Annotated in this window: 20 protein-coding genes; 18 read left to right on the top strand and 2 right to left on the bottom strand. The window is 68.0% G+C overall.

The features are described from left to right. Positions 1 to 33 precede the first annotated feature (33 nt). The 5 genes from FM051_RS52575 to FM051_RS44210 all read left to right on the top strand — a co-directional run bounded on the left by FM051_RS52575 (position 34) and on the right by FM051_RS44210 (position 3347). A complete protein-coding gene (locus FM051_RS52575; RefSeq protein ID WP_238413107.1) occupies positions 34 to 651 on the top strand; it encodes an integrase core domain-containing protein in 618 nt (205 codons plus the stop codon). A gap of 444 nt (positions 652 to 1095) precedes the next feature. Further along, positions 1096 to 1557, top strand: coding sequence for a YncE family protein (locus FM051_RS44225; protein ID WP_158853085.1), 462 nt, complete (start codon positions 1096 to 1098; stop codon positions 1555 to 1557). Continuing rightward, on the top strand, positions 1554 to 2360 hold the full coding sequence (locus tag FM051_RS44220) for a YncE family protein (protein WP_158853084.1): 807 nt from the start codon (positions 1554 to 1556) through the stop codon (positions 2358 to 2360). Before FM051_RS44225 ends, FM051_RS44220 begins: the two co-directional genes overlap by 4 nt. A 195-nt stretch (positions 2361 to 2555) precedes the next feature. Then, positions 2556 to 2780 (top strand): tyrosine-type recombinase/integrase, encoded by a 225-nt coding sequence (locus FM051_RS44215; RefSeq protein ID WP_420803664.1) that lies wholly within the window; start codon positions 2556 to 2558, stop codon positions 2778 to 2780. A gap of 420 nt (positions 2781 to 3200) precedes the next feature. Next, entirely contained in the window at positions 3201 to 3347 is a 147-nt protein-coding gene (locus FM051_RS44210; RefSeq protein WP_158853083.1) for a hypothetical protein, read from the top strand. A gap of 28 nt (positions 3348 to 3375) precedes the next feature. On the opposite strand, the gene FM051_RS44205 is transcribed toward FM051_RS44210, so the two are convergent. Further along, on the bottom strand, positions 3376 to 6366 hold the full coding sequence (locus FM051_RS44205; RefSeq protein ID WP_158853082.1) for an AfsR/SARP family transcriptional regulator: 2991 nt from the start codon (positions 6364 to 6366) through the stop codon (positions 3376 to 3378). 201 nt (positions 6367 to 6567) lie between these two features. Here FM051_RS44205 and FM051_RS44200 point away from each other — a divergent pair, with 201 nt between their 5' ends. After that, a complete protein-coding gene (locus tag FM051_RS44200) occupies positions 6568 to 7227 on the top strand; it encodes a response regulator transcription factor (protein WP_158853081.1) in 660 nt (219 codons plus the stop codon). Positions 7228 to 8004: 777 nt separating this feature from the next. Here FM051_RS44200 and FM051_RS44190 read toward each other — a convergent pair. Further along, the gene (locus FM051_RS44190) at positions 8005 to 8364 is read right to left on the bottom strand and encodes a hypothetical protein (RefSeq protein WP_158853080.1); all 360 of its coding nucleotides are present in this window, start codon (positions 8362 to 8364) and stop codon (positions 8005 to 8007) included. A 265-nt stretch (positions 8365 to 8629) separates the two neighbouring features. Here FM051_RS44190 and FM051_RS52570 point away from each other — a divergent pair, with 265 nt between their 5' ends. The 12 genes from FM051_RS52570 (at position 8630) to FM051_RS44130 (ending at position 16842) form a co-directional block, all read left to right on the top strand. Continuing rightward, positions 8630 to 9160 (top strand): type I restriction-modification enzyme R subunit C-terminal domain-containing protein, encoded by a 531-nt coding sequence (locus tag FM051_RS52570; protein ID WP_238413105.1) that lies wholly within the window; start codon positions 8630 to 8632, stop codon positions 9158 to 9160. Between the two features lie 477 nt (positions 9161 to 9637). Then, the gene (locus FM051_RS44180) at positions 9638 to 10576 is read left to right on the top strand and encodes a tyrosine-type recombinase/integrase (protein ID WP_202919361.1); all 939 of its coding nucleotides are present in this window, start codon (positions 9638 to 9640) and stop codon (positions 10574 to 10576) included. A gap of 796 nt (positions 10577 to 11372) precedes the next feature. Beyond that, entirely contained in the window at positions 11373 to 12128 is a 756-nt protein-coding gene (locus FM051_RS44175) for a GntR family transcriptional regulator (protein WP_158853079.1), read from the top strand. 139 nt (positions 12129 to 12267) lie between these two features. Then, positions 12268 to 12600: a hypothetical protein gene (locus tag FM051_RS44170; protein WP_158853078.1), complete on the top strand. Its 333-nt coding sequence runs from the start codon at positions 12268 to 12270 to the stop codon at positions 12598 to 12600. A gap of 257 nt (positions 12601 to 12857) precedes the next feature. Then, positions 12858 to 13121 carry a hypothetical protein gene (locus tag FM051_RS44165; RefSeq protein WP_158853077.1) on the top strand — a complete coding sequence of 88 codons (264 nt, stop codon included), beginning with the start codon at positions 12858 to 12860 and terminating at the stop codon, positions 13119 to 13121. A 2-nt stretch (positions 13122 to 13123) separates the two neighbouring features. Next, on the top strand, positions 13124 to 13315 hold the full coding sequence (locus FM051_RS44160; RefSeq protein WP_158853076.1) for a hypothetical protein: 192 nt from the start codon (positions 13124 to 13126) through the stop codon (positions 13313 to 13315). A gap of 104 nt (positions 13316 to 13419) precedes the next feature. Next, positions 13420 to 14790, top strand: coding sequence for a cell division protein FtsK (locus FM051_RS44155; protein WP_158853075.1), 1371 nt, complete (start codon positions 13420 to 13422; stop codon positions 14788 to 14790). Positions 14791 to 14875: 85 nt separating this feature from the next. Continuing rightward, the gene (locus FM051_RS44150) at positions 14876 to 15091 is read left to right on the top strand and encodes a hypothetical protein (RefSeq protein WP_158853074.1); all 216 of its coding nucleotides are present in this window, start codon (positions 14876 to 14878) and stop codon (positions 15089 to 15091) included. Further along, on the top strand, positions 15091 to 15489 hold the full coding sequence (locus FM051_RS44145) for a hypothetical protein (RefSeq protein WP_158853073.1): 399 nt from the start codon (positions 15091 to 15093) through the stop codon (positions 15487 to 15489). The genes FM051_RS44150 and FM051_RS44145 overlap by 1 nt, the downstream gene beginning before the upstream one ends. Continuing rightward, positions 15486 to 15773: a hypothetical protein gene (locus FM051_RS44140; RefSeq protein ID WP_158853072.1), complete on the top strand. Its 288-nt coding sequence runs from the start codon at positions 15486 to 15488 to the stop codon at positions 15771 to 15773. Before FM051_RS44145 ends, FM051_RS44140 begins: the two co-directional genes overlap by 4 nt. Further along, a complete protein-coding gene (locus tag FM051_RS44135; RefSeq protein ID WP_158853071.1) occupies positions 15770 to 16000 on the top strand; it encodes a hypothetical protein in 231 nt (76 codons plus the stop codon). Before FM051_RS44140 ends, FM051_RS44135 begins: the two co-directional genes overlap by 4 nt. After that, positions 15997 to 16842 carry a hypothetical protein gene (locus tag FM051_RS44130; RefSeq protein ID WP_158853070.1) on the top strand — a complete coding sequence of 282 codons (846 nt, stop codon included), beginning with the start codon at positions 15997 to 15999 and terminating at the stop codon, positions 16840 to 16842. The genes FM051_RS44135 and FM051_RS44130 overlap by 4 nt, the downstream gene beginning before the upstream one ends. The last annotated feature ends 4 nt before the right edge of the window (positions 16843 to 16846 follow it).

Raw genomic sequence — 16846 nt, 5'->3', positions numbered from 1 at the left:
AACTCCTCCAACCCACCCCTTTCCCGCGCGACAATGGGATACAAAGCTACCTACCCTACCGAGGCGATCGAAGCGCACCGCGCCTTCATTGCCCGCCGGCGAGCAGCGCGGCCAACCGAAGAGATCCGCGACCGGGCCGGGCAGTTCACCGCCTCGTTCGACACCGTCCTCGCCGATGCCGGTATCCAGGTCGTGAAGATCCCGCCACGGTGTCCGCGGGCGAACCGCTACGCCGAAAGGTTCGTCGGCACCGTCAGACGCGCGCTCACCGACCGACTGCTCATTGTCAACGAGCATCACCAGAAGTCAGTGCTGGACCGCTATACGTCCCACTACAACCACCACCGACCTCACCGTGCCCGACAACTCACGCCACCACGACCGGATCATGCGATCCCACAGTCGACCCGCACGTCGGTACGCCGTCGACCGATCCTCGGCGGCCTGATCAACGGGTACGAACCTGCGGCAGCCCAACGCGCAAGTCAGACGCTGTTGCCTACTTCTGGAACCCCACAGGCCCACACCTCCCCGGCGCACAGCAAGGACATCAACATTTTCGGCGCGATCGAGGTCGACGTCGAGGGCGAACTCGTCCAGCTCGGTCCCACCGGCTCCGGGCCGCTGCGTGTGCGCGACCCCCTGTTCTGACCGCGTCGTCCCGCTCGTCTCACCCTCGCGGTTGCGGGGTCGGCCATTTCCGCCCCGGACCGGCGCACCCGTCTGGCAAGATCCGGTGCGCCGGGCGCACGACGGCGCCGCCGCGCCGTCGCCGGGCCACGGCTCGTTCGACCGCGTCTCGGTGGACGCCTCGTGGATCGAGGTCGACACCACGATGGCCACACCTCGGGCTTGACGAGGTCGTGGCGTTCGTCAACGGCCGCGGCTGAGTGCCTGACAGTCGAACACACACCGACACGGCGAGGCCGTCCCGCGAGGACAGTGATCAAGCTTCACCCAGGCGGGCCGGCACAAACCAGTGACACGACAAAGAACAACCTAAAGGGGTAGTGCGCTATGCACGGTCAAACACGAAGAATTCGGCGAAGATCAGCCGCGCTCAGCGTCCTGCTGACCGCAGGCCTGATCGCATCGGTGCCCACCGTGGCGACAGCCGCCGGTTGGCCGACCAACATCAGCGTCGGGAGGAATCCGATTTCGGTCGCGATCAGCCCGAACGGGACCCTCGCGTATGTCACCAACGCGTACGACCGCACGGTGTCGGTCATCGACACCACGAGCAAGACGGTCACCGGCACCATCAACGTCGGCACGCAGCCTCAGGGCATCGCTTTCACCCCGGACAGTCGCACCGCCTATATCACGAATGCCGGCGACCACAACACCGATCAGGGCTCGGTATCGGTGATCAATACCGCGACCAAAGAGGTCACCGGCACTGTTTCGGTGACCCCGCTGAGATCCCCGCAAGCGGTCGCCGTCACGCCAGATGGAAAAAGGGCCTATGTCATCGGTTACGGCTACCTGTCGGTGATCGATACCGCGACCAACATCGCCAGCCCGATCTACATCGGCAACAACGGCCCACAGACGTGAAAGTCACGCCTGACGGCTCTCGCGTCTACATTGCGGACTTTCACACCAAGAGCGTCGTGGTGGTCAGCACCGCGACCAACAGCGTGATCGCCACCGTGCAGCTGGACACCACTCCCAACCACATCGCCATCATGCCGGATGGCCTGCGCGTGTACGTCACCAGCTACCAGAGCAACAAGGTGTACATGATCGCCACAGCCGGCAACTACGTCGGAGCTGCCGTGGACGTACCCGGGAACCCTCTGGGCGTGGCCGCCGCACCGAACGGTCGCCAGGTTCACGTCACCGGTCATGAGGGGCACACCCTGACGGCGATCGACGTGGCCACCAACACGGTTTCCCAGACAATGCAGGTCTACCGCTACCCGAGGTCTGTGGCCATCACGCCGAACGGCGCCGAAGCCTACGTACTCCAGCAGGGGAACGAGCACGTCTCGGTCATCGACATCGTCAGCGGAGGCTACCCCGGCAGCGACCAGCTGCTGCGCGGCGAGCGCCTGACCACCGGCCAGTCCAGGACCTCGCCGGACGGCAGGTTCCGGCTGACCATGCAGCCCGACGGCAACCTGGTGCTCTACACCGCGACCGGCGAGGCACTGTGGCACACCCACACCTACGGCTCCGGCGCCACCTACGCGATCCTCCAGCCCGACGGCAACCTCGTCGTCTACACCCCCACCGGTGAAGCGAAGTGGAGCACCCGCACCTGGGGCACCGCAGCCGATCGCCTGGTCGTGCAAAACGACTCCAACCTCGTGCTCTACGGCCCCGACGCCACCCCCTACTGGCACCGCTGGCAGTAACCGGACACGAGGACAACCCGCCCATACGCCCGTGTACGCCCCGTCGGGCCCGCCGACGAGGCGTACACGGGCGACAGCCGACGCGCAGCACACCGTCAGCGGCCCTCTGCAGTCCCTGGCCGCGCTCACCGACCCCACGGCCATCCAGGAGCAACTCGACCGCATCCAGCGCGCGATCCCGATGCCCCCCCCGCACTGGCCATCGGCAACGCCAAGGACATGCACTTCCACGACCTGCGCCACACCCACAAGACGTGGCTCATCGAGGACGGCGTGCCCGAAGTCCTGCAACACAAGCGGATCGGCCACAGGTTCCGCGGTGTCATGGGCGTCTACTCCCACGTCACCCAGCCCATGATCGACACCATGCTCGCCGGACTGCAACGACGCTGGGAGGAGACGGGGAGCACGACACCATGACCGCCTTCGTAAATACGAGTGTGGTCAAGATCGCCTGCTCCCCATTTGCTCCCCGAAACGATCAATGGCCTGCAGACATTGATCGTCTGCTCCCGAACCGCCACCTGAGCCACAGTGAAACCGACTTTGACACCCCACACGACCACGTCGTAGTCGCCGTCGGTCAGCATTTCGACCAAGCGGGGCTTCCAGGCTGCCTCGACGAGGTACGGCCGCTCAGCCAGCGTCGTGTCCGACGAGGACGCCGCCTACTGCTTCTTCAGCGGCGGCGACGCGAACATCGAGGCCGCCGTGGTGACCGATCCGGACCTGGTCGGGAGGGAACCGTCAGACCCGACGCCGTCACCCACGCCGACATCGGCGACGGCGCCCGGTTGCTCGTCACGGATGCCCGTTCCCCGGACGCCAGGGTCAACCTCGATGCGCAGGTCGTCTCGGTCACAGCCGTCTACGGGGTCGACGTCGGAGCGCGTCTACGGGGTCGACGTCGGAGCGGTCACCGAGCTGCGGTCGGCGGACGTCGAACTGGTGCGGACCGTCGTCGAGTCCATCGGCGGGCGGAACTGAGCGCGACCGGCATGTCGTGCACGGGCCGTCACGGCTCGACCGGCGCTGCCGGCCGGTCGAGCCTGGCCGCCACGGCGTCGACCTGTGGCATGCCGAGCCGGCGGTAGATCACCAGCGCCCGCTGCCAGTACTCGCGGGCGTGGTCGTGCTCGCCGAGTCCGGCGTGGACGTCACCGATGCCCGCGAAGGCGTGCGCGAACTCGTCCTGGTGTGCCTGCCCGTTCTCGGTGGTCAGGACCTCCCGGTAGAGCTGGAGCGCCTCGCTCGGGTTCCCGGCGGACGCGTGCGCCGCAGCCAGTCCGCTCAGCGCGGCGATGAGGTCATAGGGGTCGCCCACGGCACGGGCGATCCGCAACGCCGACTCGAGGTGGTGCACCGCCAGCCCATGGTCTCCCAGCTGTCGGTGTGCGGTACCGAGTACGCACAGGGCGGCGCCTGCAAGGACGCGGTGACCGGCGTTCTGCGCGACGGTCACGGCCTGCCGCGCGTCGTCCAGCGCCTGCTGGTAGCGACCGATCGCGGTGTTGACCTCCGCCTTACCGCACAACGCGTTGGCCTCATGGCTCGGGTTCCCGGCGTCCCGCGCGATGACCAGCCCACGCTCGTGCAGGTCCAACGCCTCGTCGTACCGGCCCACGATGCACAGGACTCGCGCGAGGTTGTTCATCGCCGGACTTCCCAGGTGTTCGACGCCGGCGTCCTTGAAGAGCGCCAGAGCCCGGCGGAAGCAGTCCGCCGCTGCGGCGAGGGCCCCTCGTCGCCAGTGCACGATGCCGAGGTTGTTCAGCGATGAGCCTTGCAGGAACCGGTCGCCGACCTGCCGGTACAGGGCCAGCGCCTGCTCCAGGTGTTCGGCGGCCTGCGGGAGGAGCCCGACCCGGAGCTTCGCGGCGCCGAGCACCCGCCCCGCGTCGGCCTCCGCGGCGGTATCGCCGAGTGCCTGGGCGGCGTGCAGCGCACTGGTGTGCAGCGTGATGGCGTCGTCGTGGTACCTGCCGATGCTGAGGTATCGCCACACCGTGTCCGACACCTTGACCACGTAGTCGGGCTCGCCGTGCTGGGTGGTGGCGAGCAGGTTGGCCCGCTCGCGGTCCAGCCAACCGAACGCCGCGTCGTAGCTGTCGAACACCGGTGACTCGGCGTCCGGCGCGGCGACCTTCGGCCTGCGCTCGGCCTCGTGCGGGGCGATGACGTTCATCGCGGCGGAGGCGGTGGCGAGGTAGTAGCCGAACAGCCGGGTGAGCGCCGCGTCGCGGTCGGTCGCGGAGTCGGTGGCCTCGGCCAGTTCGGCGGCGTAGGCGCGCAGCAGGTCGTGTGGTTGGTACCGGTCGCCGGGGGTCCGGTCGACGAGGTGGGCGCGTACCAGCACGTCGAGTGCCCGGCGGGTTTCCCGCAGCCCGGTCCCGGCCGCGGCGGCCACCGCGTGGGCGTCGATGTCGTGCCCGGGGTGCAGGCCGAGCAGCCGGAAGACCCCGGCCACGGCTGGGTCGAGTTGCCGGTACGACCAGGAGAACACCGCGCGCACCGCGGTGTGCGGGTCGCCGTCGACGTCCAGCAGGTCCAGCGCGTCCTGCGCCTCGGCGAGCTCACCGACCAGCTCGCCGACGGCGCGTCCCGGCCGCGACCGGACCAGCTCCGCGGTGATCCGCAGCGCCAGCGGCAACCGCGCACATCGTTCGACCAGGCTCCCGACCGCCGCGGGCTCGGCGTCGACACGCGCGCCGAGCAGTTCACGCAACAGGCCGACCGCGTCGGCCGGGGACAGCCGGTCCAGCACGAGCCGGTGCGCGCCGTGCCGGACGACGAGCCCTGCCAGCGAGTCGCGGCTGGTCACCAGCGTGAAGCAGGACGGGCTGGCCGGCAACAGTGGGCGCACCTGCTCGACGGTGCGGGCGTTGTCCAGCAGGACCAGCATCCGGCGCTGGTCGACCAGCGTGCGGAAGCGGGCGGCACGCTCGGCGAGGTCCTCGGGGATCGCCGCGCCGTCCAGACCGAGCGCGCGCAGGAAGCCGGCCAGCGCGTCGGCGGCCAGGACCGGCTCGTCCGGGCCGTAGCCGCGCAGGTCCACGTAGAGCTGCCCGTCCGGGAACCGGTCGCGCACCCGGTGCGCCCACCGCACGGCGAGAGCGGTCTTGCCCACCCCCGCGGTGCCGGCCACCGCCGAGATCACCACCGGCGCCTCGGCGGACAGCAACCCGTCCAGCTCCACGAGTTCGGCCTCCCGGCCGACGAACCCCCGCACGTCCACCGGAAGCTGGGCGGGCACCTCGCGGCGGGCCGCCCGGTCGGCCGGCGCCGGCTCGGGCGAATCGTCGGCGAGGACGTGGCACTGCAGCTCACGCAGCTCCGGCCCCGGCTCCAGCCCCAGCTCGGACACCAACGTCTCCCGTGCCCGGCGATAGACCTCCAACGCCTCCGACCGGCGCCCGGCCCGGTACAACGCGGTCATCAGCAGCCCGTGCAGCCGCTCCCGCAACGGGTGCTCGGCCACTAGCTCGACGAGCTCACCGATGACCGCCTCGTGCAGGCCACAGGCGAGCTGGGCCTGGTAGAGCGATTCGGCGGCGGTGAGGCGGCGTTCGGTCAGCCGCCGTGCCCAGTCGGCGAGCACCGGCACCTCCACGTCCTCGAACGGAGTGCCACGCCACAGCGCCAGCGCCGCCCGCAGCGACTCGATCGCCCGTTGCGGCTCCCGCTCCGCGGCCGCCACCCCCGCCCCGACCAGCGCCTCGAACCGCTCCGCGTCGACCTCCTCCGGCCGCGCCCGCAGCCGGTAGCCCGCCGCGCCGAACGACAGCCGAGCCGGGTCGTCCAGCACACCGCGCAGCCGGTGCACGTGCAGCTGCAGCTTCTGCCCGGCCCGCGGGTCCGGCCGGTCACCCCACAGCGCGTCCGTCAGCACGTCCACCGGAACCGGCTGGTTGGCCCGAGCCAACAGCACGCCGAGCAGCGTCCGCCGCAGCCGCCCGGACAGCACCCCCACCCGCTCGCCGTGCCGTACCTCCAGCGCCCCCAACACCCGAAACTCCATGAGCCCCCGCCCCCTCCGACCAGCCTCCCAGTCTCGCGCACCCAGGCTTTCCCCGGTGTGAAAGTGCGACGAAAGCACCGCCACGATCCTGGTCTCGTCGGCCGGCGACCAGTCGCCAGTGGTCGGTTGGCTCGGAGGACTAGCACATGACACGGCTCACGTCTCACGCATCTCCCGGATGGAGACCCAATGACAGCCGAGTTGATCACGGCGGTGATCGTGGACGATCACGCGGCGATCGCGGCGGGCGTGCGGTACTGGTGCGAGCAGGCCGACCCGCCGATCGCGCTCGTCGACGCCGGGGCACGGCTCGCCGACATCTGGACCGGGCCGGGCGCCGCCGCCGACGTGGTCATCATCGACCTGGAGCTGGTGCCCGGGAAGCCGGACTTCGGCGAACTCCGCGGGCTGGTGAACAGCGGACGCCGGGTGGTCGTGTACTCGCACCACACCGACAACGCCACCGCGATCAAGTGCCTCGACCTCGGCGCGCTCGCGTACCTGACCAAGCGCGAAGGCCCGGAGCACCTGATACCGGCGATCCGCGCGGCCGCGCGGGGCATGCCCTACCCCGCTCCACCACCGTCCGGCGCGGACGACGCGCCCAGTAGGCCGCGCCTGTCCCCGCGCGAGGTGGAGGTCCTGCGTGCCTGGTTCGCCTCGATGTCCAAGGAGCTCGTCGCCGCGAAGCTCCACATCACCGTGAAGACCGTCGACACGCACATCACCAGGGCACGGGTGAAGTACGCCAACGTCGGCCGTGCCGCCCGCACCAAGAGCGACCTCGTCACCCGAGCGCTCGACGACGGCGTCATCACACTGACCGAGCTCAACCAGGCCGCGCTGTAAGGCTGGTTCGAAACGGAGTACTGAACCGAGCGGTCGACGGGATCAAAGCGCATGCACCAGATCAGATTGAAGAGGTCCGTCGTGACCGCGCCACAGGAGCATGATCGTGAGCGTGGCGTTACGACTGCTGTACCTGATCTCCGTCCGGTTCGCCGGTTGGCTGGTCCTGCTCGGCCGCTCATCAGCGGTCAAGGACGTTGAGTTACTGCTGCTGCGGCATGAGGTCGCCGTGCTGCGCCGGAGCACTCCTCGTCCGCGGGTGGACTGGGCCGATCGCGCGGTGCTCGCCGCACTGGCTCGGCGACTACCCAACTGGCTACGCGAGCATCGGTTGGTGACACCGGGCGCTGTCCTTACGTTGGCATCGGCGCCTGGTCGCGAGGAAGTGGGCCTATCCGAACCGGAACGGGCGCCCGCCGATCGACGACACCGTGGTGACGTTGATCGAACGGATGGCGAGGGAGAACGTCGGCTGGGGTTACCGCAGGATCCAGGGCGAACTTCTCGAGCTCGGCCACCGGGCAGCCGCATCGACTATCCGTCGCGTGCCCAGGCGGCTGCTCGGTGACTCCATCCCAGCTTTCCCGACCGGCCGGGACTGTCAGGCGTTCACCGGACATCGCCGGAACTCCGCCAACGCGGGCAGCGCGGGAAGAAGTGGGCACAGCTCCGCGGGCGAGGTCGCCGAGGACATCGGCACAATGGGCGATTCACCAGGAGGGTCGCTCCTGGTGAATCGCCCGCGGTCCACTTGCCACCGGTTGCCGAATCGGCTCGTCAGGCCGTGTCAGTCGACCAACCCGAGCACTTGTCAACGGCATTGTTGATGTTCACGCAGGCCTTGTACTCGACCCTGGAGTTTTCGGCGAAATCCTTGTCGTACTTGGCACTCTTGTCGCATCCGCCGCTGAAGTCCATCCGGTTCTCGGAGCCGCCGCGGAGCTTGTACACGAGGTACACGGGATTGCCGTCGCACTTGGTGTCGTACAGGCGGAAGATTTCACCGTCCGAGGTGAAGGTCGCCTCGGCGCCAGTGGTGCTGGCGCTGCTGTCCGCGTGCGCCGCCGGCGTGACCAACACCGCACTGCCAAAGGCGAGCGCGAGCGCGCCGAGCGTGAGAGCTACCTTCTTGACCATGTCGTACAACCTCCGAGTTGTTCGGTGTCCTTCGGCCCCCCTGGCCGACGACATGACAAGAATCTCCGCGGCGCTTTCACCGAACTTTCGCGACGATGAAAGCGCTCCCTGAGTCCATAAGGACATGCAGCCCGCGCAACTCATGTTCCCGCAGTTTCGTAAGACGCAGAAACTCGTGACCGCTCCCCGCGGGTGGAGATTTGGACCGGGATCGCCTGCGGCACCATGCACTGGAACGTGTTCTGGTTATTATAATCTGCAAGGCGTGATCGCCACAGTGGTGCGGGGAACCGGGAACGTCGGCCGTGCCACCATCCGTGCGGTCGAGGCCCATCCCGCGCTGAAACCGGCCGCCGTGCTCGTCCACAACCCCGACAAGCAGGCCCACGCCGTCCAGGGGCCGCCGACCCAGCCGCTGTGGTCCAGCAGCTCCTCGACCTCGCGATCCAGCCATTGGCGGCCAACCCCGAGCTGCGCAACCGGATCCTCGAACTGCGGCGCGCTCACGATCAGGTCATCGACGAAGTCAGCCTGGACTCCCGATGTGATCTGGGCCGCCTACGAAGCAATCGAGGCCGGTCGCGTCCGACGTAGCACCCGGCACACCCCCACCGACCTGGTGTCCCTCATGCGCTTCACCATCGGCGAAGATGAAGAGCTGGTCCCATACGCCGACCGAGTTCGCGGCAGCGAACCTCGAAGATCGGCTTCGCTGTTGTGGGCGAAACCGCAGGATCCCGCCCACAACGGCCGGTCAGTCCCGCGAAGGCAGTCCGAACTGACACTCAACCACTAGACTGCCGGTGTAGAACCGCCGGTCAGCCCAGGGCCCACCCTTTGGTGATCCCGCCGGGGATTCGAACCTGCGCACCCTCTCGACGCGACTCCGGATCTCAGACATGTTCCCCGATCCCCATCCGGAGTTGGGTCTCCTGAGCCCGCTCGGCCGCCGCGCCGGCTCCATAGTGCCGGGGCATATCCTCGGAGGTCCAGCCGAGCAGCAGCATCAGGTCGCCCGTGTCGCCGCCGGCGCGTTTCCACCGATATCCGAGCGTCACTGTATGTCCAGTCGATTCCGACCGGTCCACAATACTCGCAAAGGACGGTTTTCGATGGCATGGGCTGAAAAACACGGTGACGGGTTCCGGGTGCGGTACAGGCTTCCCGACGGCTCGCTGCACTCCGAGACGGGTTCGCCACACGCAGGGAGGCGGACGACCGGGCCGCGGACGTGGAATCGGATCACCGGCGGGGCAGGCTCGTCGATCCACGGTTGGCGCAGACGACGGTCGGCGAGTGGGTACGGCGGTGGATCGAGGCACACGACGTCAGCGGTGTCACGCAGGCGACCTACGACTCACACCTGCGCAACCACGTCCTTCCCCGCTTCGCCGCGACCGAGTTGGGCGACCTGTCGCGGATCGTGGTCAAGGCGTGGGCGAAGACGTTGCGGCGCAGGTTGAGCGAGCGCAGCGTCGCCGACATCGTCGGGCTGTCGATGATCCTGGGCGAGGCAGTCGACGAAGGACTGATCGGATCGAACCCCTGCCGCAAGCTGCGGCTCAACACCGGTGATCAACCCGAGCAGCCGCACGCCGACGCCGACGAGGTGACCGCCCTGGCCGGACGGGTATCGGCCGACAACGCGGTCCTGATCGTCACCGCGGCCTACACCGGCATGCGGTGGGGTGAACTGGCCGGGCTGCAATGGGACCGGGTCGATATGGACAAGCAGGAGATCCGCATCGACGCCCGCGACGGCGCCCTGCACGAGTTGCACGGCAAGCTCGAACTCGGACCGCCCAAGACGCCGGCCAGCGTGCGAACGGTGCACCTGCCCAAGTTCCTCGTCGTGCTGTTGGCGGAGCTGCGGTGTGACAAACCCACGGCACGGTTCGTGTTCACCGGGCAGGACGGCGGCCTGCACCGGCGGTCCAACTTCCGCCGCCGGGTCTGGGTGCCCGCCCTGCGCGGCGACACGACGCTGGGCTGGTCACCGATCAAGCCGCACATGCACTTCCACGACCTGCGTCACACCCACAAGACGTGGCTGATCGAGGACGGTGTCCCTGAGGTCTTGCAGCACAAACGGATCGGGCACAAGTTACGCGGCGTCATGGGCGTCTACTTACACGTGACCCGGCCGGTGGTCGACGCCATGCTCGCCGGATTGCAGACTCGGTGGGAGCAATACGGGAGCGACATACGGTGACCTCTTCGGAGCAACAACTGCGGTCAAGATCAGTTGCTCCCATATTGCTCCCACGAACGATCAACGGCCCGCAGACGAAGATCGTCTACAGGCCGTTGACCAGGCACAACACATTGTGGGCGATACTGGGATCGAACCAGTGACCTCTTCGGTGTGAACTACCGGCAGGAAGGTCATCTATGGTCTTTGCCGAGGTCAGACGGCCGATGCTGGTCCCTCGTGGTCACCTTCGACCGATGCGGTTGCTGTACTTCGCTGCTGTACAGCAGTCGGCGACGTGGGCCTTCAACCGCCCGATCGTCCCGGTCCTTGCTCAACCGAGGGGCTCGCACCATCCCGCCGACCTGGCTCGCCCCAACCGCGCGTGTCAAGGGGGCGCATCCGACGCTACCGGAGCCGTTGGCTGGATCTGCCCCCTTGACACGTGTGGTTGCCCTCGGGGAGGTCGGCGGGATGGTGCGAACCCCGGAACCACCACGGCGCGCAAGCTGACGTCGCCCTTCGACCATCCTGCTGGCCTGCCCGTCCGGCGAGGACATGTTTTCCTCTTGCGGCGGCTGCCGGGGTCGGGCGCGCCTGGGGCCGCCGGCGGGCCAGGGTGGCGTAGCCGGGCCCCTGGCCCTTGCCGAGCGGCCAAGTCGGAGCGGCGCGAGCGGCCCCGGCAGGGGCCGCCTTGATAAAGAAAAGAAACTCTGAACACGTTGGTGTGGTCAGAAGGGGCCGTTGCGTAGGAGCGACCCAGACGGGGTAACTTGGAGCTGTACAGAACTACAGCCAGTCATAGAGGAGGTGGCCCATGGGTGACGCTTCAGCCCGCGTGGGCTACCGGGAGATCGCTGACGAGCTTCGCCAAGAGATCGACTCAGGGCAGCTCAAACCTGGTGCGAAGGTTCCTGGCGAGAACGATCTGATGGCTAAGTACGGCGTGGAGCAACCTACGGCGCGCCGTGCACTGGATGTTCTCAAGAACGAGGGCCTGGTGGTCGCCAAGCGCGGCTCTGGCACGTTCGTGCGCGAGTTCCGTCCGATCAGGCGAGTGTCGCCCGATCGCCTGAAGACGGTGGTCTGGGGTGCCGGTCGCTCGATCTGGAGTGCCGACCTCGGCATTCGACCGCTTGACCAGGGCACGGAGGTTGTGACCGAAGCGGCTCCGGCGATCGTTGCCCACGTTCTTGAGCTGGACGAGGGTACCGAAGTCGTCGTGAGACGTCGGCGCTTCGCGGTTGAGGACAAGCCCGTTCAGCTCGCTACGTCCTACTACCCGGCTCACCTGGTAGAGGGCTCGTTGATCACTCAGCCGAACACCGGTGAAGGCGGCTCGTACGCCAGGCTTGCGGAGCTGGGTTATAAACCTGTGCGGTTCCGCGAAGAACTCCGCACACGGATGCCTCGGGAGCACGAGCGACAGACGCTGGAGCTGGCACAGGGCACGCCGGTCATCGAGATCGTGCGAACCGCTTACACAGCTGAGGACTTGCCGATTGAGGTGAACCTCATGGTGCTCGATTCGGCTTCGTACGTCCTGGAGTACAAGTTCGCTGCTGAGGGCTAGACAGGCGTCCCGAGATTCAGGGACGCCCACCCTTCACGACCGTCGTATTCGCATATGCAACCTCTGTACAGATGTCGCTTGAGTTCGGTACAGAACTGTGGTTATCTATAGCTACCAAGTTCTGTACAGAGGAGGCGACATGCGTGACATCCCCGTGGTGCTCACCGGCTGGCGGTTGATGGTGACGGAGGAGCCCGCGATGAAGACGCGGGAGGTGGACGGCACGACGGAGGTCGTGACCGACCGGGACGGTGCGTCGCAGTTCGTCGTGTCGGTGTTCGCCAAGTCCAAGGGGCAGAAGGGCGAGGAGATCCGCGTGATCCTCGGCACGGACCCCGGTCCGGGTTTCGAGGACGGCACGCTGGTGGAGCTGGTGGGCGCGACGGTGTCGCCGTACAGCTTCAAGAACGCCAGGGGTGAGGTCGTGTCCGGTCTGGCGTGGCGTGCGATGGGCCTCAAGCCGCTCGGCTGATCTGCCCGTCGGTGGCCCCTGATCGCTTCGAGAATCGGGCTCCTGTGGCCGCGTGAACCGCCCTGCTGTGTCGGGGTAGGCCGTGTTGCCGTCAAGCGGGGGTGTCCGTTTGTTCTTTGAGAATTCCACAGTGGATAGATCCATGCCTTTTTCCGGCACTTGCGGGCGGTGCCGGGAGATTCGTTGCCCCCGGGACTTACGGCGTCCGGTGCCGGGGGCTTTGTATCTCTCGTTCGATACGGAAATGGGGTGGTGTGGTGGAGATCGTGAACAAGGCGGCGCAGGAGAACTACGCGTCGTTCAGGGCCGCGATCGTGCTGTTGCAGGAGACGGTGGACGAACACGTCCGGGGGTTCATCGCGAAGGCGGAGGACGCGGACATCCCGGCTGAGGCGTGGGCGGTGCCGTCGCCGGACGAGCTGAAGTCGTTGTGCGACAAGGCGGTCCGGGAGATCGAGGAGTTCACGAAGGACGCCAGGAAGTACGAGGCGGACCTGGTCGCGCGGAACTGGAGGGTCTGACGGTGGCTGCTCGTTACGGCGCGAACCAGGCGGTCGACGCGATCGACCAGGCCATGAACCAGTTGGGGGAGGCGGTGGACGGGATGCCGTTCGCGAAGTTCCGCTTCGCCGGTCGGCACAAGGCGGTGACGCGGGCGGTGGCGAACCTGCTGGTCGCGATGCAGGACGTGAAGCCGTACCTGAAAGACGACTAGGACGTAATTCTCGGCAATTTCTCGCCAGAGACCCGACCACGCCAAACACGGCTGGTCGGGTCTCTGGTTTCCAACGACCACATCCAAAGAAAGGGGCGGCTGTCATGCCGAAACCGACTCGTAGTCAGGGGTTGGAGTTCCGCGCGATCAAGTGGGGGTTCCGGCACCCCGGCATGGTGACGGTGCCACCGGGCCTGGCCGCCGCTGTGGGCGCTGGCGTGCTGGAGCTGGGGGCGCAGACCACGGGCGGGATCGTCGGCGGGGTGCTGGTGGGTGCGGCGGGGTGGTACCGGGGTCACCCGGCGTCGTTCGACCAGGTGGCCACACCGTGGTTGCGGGCGTTCCGCCGTCGCTGGGTGACCTACGTGGGCCGGAAGTGGGCGGACATCCTGTTGGACTGCGACCTGGTCACGGTCAACCGTCGCACCGATGCCGTGGTGGTGCCGCGCATCCTGCGGGTGCGGTCGGTGTCGCCGTCGATCGACACGATCCACGTGCGCATCAACCGGGGTCAGACCCCGTCGATGTTCGAGGAGCACGCCGACGCCCTGGCGCACGCGTTGCGGGCTGAGCGGGTCGCGGTGGTGAAGATCAAGCCGCAGGTGATCGGCCTGGTGGTCGAGCGTGAGAACCCGTTCGACGCGGACCCGATCCCGGCGATCGACCTGCCGCACGCCGCCGACGAGGTGGACCTGGGTGCGATCGAGCTGGGGGACACCGAGTACGGCGCGGCGTGGACCCAGTCGTTCGTCGGGCAGCACCTGTTCGTGGCGGGTGCGACCGGGTCGGGCAAGGGCTCGCTGTTGTGGTCTCCGCTGCGGGGGATGGCTCCGTTGCTGCGGGACGGCGTGGTGGTGCCGGACGTGATCGACCTCAAGGAGGGGATGGAGACCGAGATCGGTGCTCCGCTGTTCCACCGCCGCGCCATCGAGTGGGACGACGCGGTCGGCGTGGTCGAGTCCTTCCGGGACGAACTCAAGACCCGTCAGGCGGTATTGCGGGAGCAGGGCAGGCGCAAGTTCACCGCGTCCGCCGAGACACCGTTGCGGCTGCTGCAGATCGACGAACTCGGCATGATGACCAGCTACGGCCCGGCCTCGGAGGTGCGGGCGGTGCTCAAGCTGCTCTCGGAGATCATGACGCAGGGTCGGGCGGCGGGGTTCGGGGTGTGCGGCTACGTCCAGGAGCCGACCAAGGACACCGTCCCGGTCCGGGAGTTGTTCACCTCGCGGGTGTGCCTGTCGGTGACCTCGCAGAACCAGGTGGACATGGTCCTGGGTGACGGGATGCGGCTGCGCGGGGCGCTGGCCGACGAGATCCCGCTGGACCCCGCGCACGCCGGGATCGGGTTCGTGGTGGAGCAGGGCTCCCGCAACCCGCTGCGCGTGCGGGCCTCCTACCAGTCCGACCAGGACATCCGCGACCTGGTCGAGTTCGTCACCTCGGGCCGCCCGCGCCTGCACGCGGTCGCCTGACACCGCACGCGCACATCGCACGTCACGCGGCTGTTGTCGTTGCCGCGCAAGCACATCGCTCAAATCCGAAGTGGAGGAAACAGTCATGTGGAACCTGGGTATCCGGCTGTGGGCGGCGTGGCGGTTCGCGCTGTTCCTCGCCTTCGCGGCCGGGGTGCTGTTCGTCGTCTACCAGGTCGACGGGACCGGCGCGTTCTTCGTCTGGACGCTCGTGCTGGCGCTGGCCGGTGTCGTGGCGGTGTTCTACATCCTGCGCGACTTCGTCCGCCGCGAGATCGAGCACCGCCGTGGGCGGTTGTGATGGCCCGCCGACCGCACCCCGACCAGATCGACCTGTTCGCGGACTCCGACGACCAGCCCGTTGCGGACACCGGATCGGTGGAGCGCGGCAAGCCGTCCGGCTACGGCGGCACCCCGGACCTGCTGGTCACGATCCTGGACCTGATCCAGGACGGCCGGATCGGGCAGTTCGACCCGTCCGGCAGGGTGGTCGCGCTGGACGGTGACGGGCACTGCCGCCACGCCGCCGACGACGTCGCGGACGTGGTCGAGTCGCTGATCAGCCAGCGTTTCGCCGCGCAGGGCGAGTTCACCACCCAACGGCACGGCGCGGTGCGCAAGAACCTCTACCTGGTCAAGCTCACCAACGCCGGGCACAGGATCCGCATCCGGTGGTCACGCCTGGCGGGTACCCGATGAGCCGCGCGAGCCGCTTCACCTGGGACCTGAAGCAGACGGCCCCGGCACCGCGCACCGGCAGCGGCGCGCGTACCGCCGCGCTGTACGGCTCGATCCCGGCGTTGACCGAGGAATTCAACGACCTGGTCCTGCGCCACGCCGACGACCACGGCGAACTGCCCGACGCCAAGGCCGTGCAGGCAGCCGAGATCGCGCACCGGCTGTTCCTGGCGCACAGCGAGGAGGCGGAGCACTACCACCGCCTGTCCATGGCCCATCGCGAGGGAAGGCGGGCCGGGCGGTGAACTGGCGTGACGTCACCGGGCACGAACTGCGTGAGCAAGCGCAGGGGCTCGTTGCCCCCTACGTGGACGTGCTGATCCGCATCGGTCGCGGCTCCACGTCGCCGGCGGACCAGGACCACGCGGCGGAGCTTGCCGGACAACTCGCCAACGCCTACTCCGATTTGGCCGAGTACCACCGGCACATGGCCGAAGCACACTCCATGGCCGCACTGCACATGAGGAGGTGAACCCGTTGCAGGCCAACGAATCCGACGAGATCGACGTTCAGGCCGGTGTGACCAAGCGGGTCGTCGGCCTGCGCCGCAAGGTCGCTGAGTCGGCGCGACTGCGGGGCTTGGTGGACAACCCGGACATGGTCGCGGTGCGGATCGAGTCCCAGCGGCGGCTGATTACACGCGGCATGTGGTTCTTCCTCGCCCTGGGCCTCGGGTTCACCACTGCCGGGGTTCAGGACTTCCTCGCCGGTCACCGGCCGCTGACCGACCCGTTGTGGTGGGCGGCGTGGCTGGCCGAACCGATGCTGGCGGGCATCCTGATCATGTTGTTGGTGTTCGAGTCGGAGATCCTGTCGCACGGCGTCGAGGTCGGCAGCAGATGGGTGGACTGGCTCAAACGCATCCTGCTGACCTCGACGCTGTTCATGAACGTCTACCCCACGATCGCGGTGCGCGAGGGTGAACGGTTCGAGGTGGGCAACCTGGCCATTCACGTCATGGTGCCGGTCGTGGTGTTCGGCGTCGCGGAGGTCATGCCGGTCATTCAGCACCGGATGAACCAGGCCATCACCGATGCCTACCACCGCGCCAACACCACCACCCCGGCCCCGCCGACACCCGCACCGGCCGCACCGCCGCCCGCACCCGTTCAGGCCGCGCCGGCCACCGGTACCCGGCTGAAGCTGCCGGACCAGATCCGCGACGCCGTCAAGGCCAGGGCCGACCAGGTCGCCGCCGAGGGCCGCGCGCTGACCGCCGACGACGTGCGGGCCGCCGTTCGCGTCCCGCCGGACCTGGCAGACCGCATCGCCGCTGAAGTCCACGCACACAACGGGCACGCCTTCACCAACTGACCAG

Origin of the sequence: Saccharothrix deserti, from assembly GCF_009769385.1 — a bacterium.
In the GTDB taxonomy this organism is placed as follows: Bacteria; Actinomycetota; Actinomycetes; order Mycobacteriales; family Pseudonocardiaceae; genus Actinosynnema; species Actinosynnema deserti.
This window is presented reverse-complemented; position numbering and strand designations above follow the sequence as displayed.

Excerpts from the sequence above, each read along its gene's own strand:
- FM051_RS44175 (WP_158853079.1), top strand. The coding sequence starts at position 11,373 with ATGGGTGACGCTTCAGCCCGCGTGGGCTACCGGGAGATCGCTGACGAG.
- FM051_RS44155 (WP_158853075.1), top strand. The coding sequence starts at position 13,420 with ATGCCGAAACCGACTCGTAGTCAGGGGTTGGAGTTCCGCGCGATCAAG.
- FM051_RS44190 (WP_158853080.1), bottom strand. The coding sequence starts at position 8,364 with ATGGTCAAGAAGGTAGCTCTCACGCTCGGCGCGCTCGCGCTCGCCTTT.
- FM051_RS44210 (WP_158853083.1), top strand. The coding sequence starts at position 3,201 with ATGCGCAGGTCGTCTCGGTCACAGCCGTCTACGGGGTCGACGTCGGAG.
- FM051_RS44200 (WP_158853081.1), top strand. The coding sequence starts at position 6,568 with ATGACAGCCGAGTTGATCACGGCGGTGATCGTGGACGATCACGCGGCG.
- FM051_RS44170 (WP_158853078.1), top strand. The coding sequence starts at position 12,268 with ATGCGTGACATCCCCGTGGTGCTCACCGGCTGGCGGTTGATGGTGACG.
- FM051_RS44150 (WP_158853074.1), top strand. The coding sequence starts at position 14,876 with ATGTGGAACCTGGGTATCCGGCTGTGGGCGGCGTGGCGGTTCGCGCTG.
- FM051_RS52575 (WP_238413107.1), top strand. The coding sequence starts at position 34 with ATGGGATACAAAGCTACCTACCCTACCGAGGCGATCGAAGCGCACCGC.
- FM051_RS44140 (WP_158853072.1), top strand. The coding sequence starts at position 15,486 with ATGAGCCGCGCGAGCCGCTTCACCTGGGACCTGAAGCAGACGGCCCCG.
- FM051_RS44145 (WP_158853073.1), top strand. The coding sequence starts at position 15,091 with ATGGCCCGCCGACCGCACCCCGACCAGATCGACCTGTTCGCGGACTCC.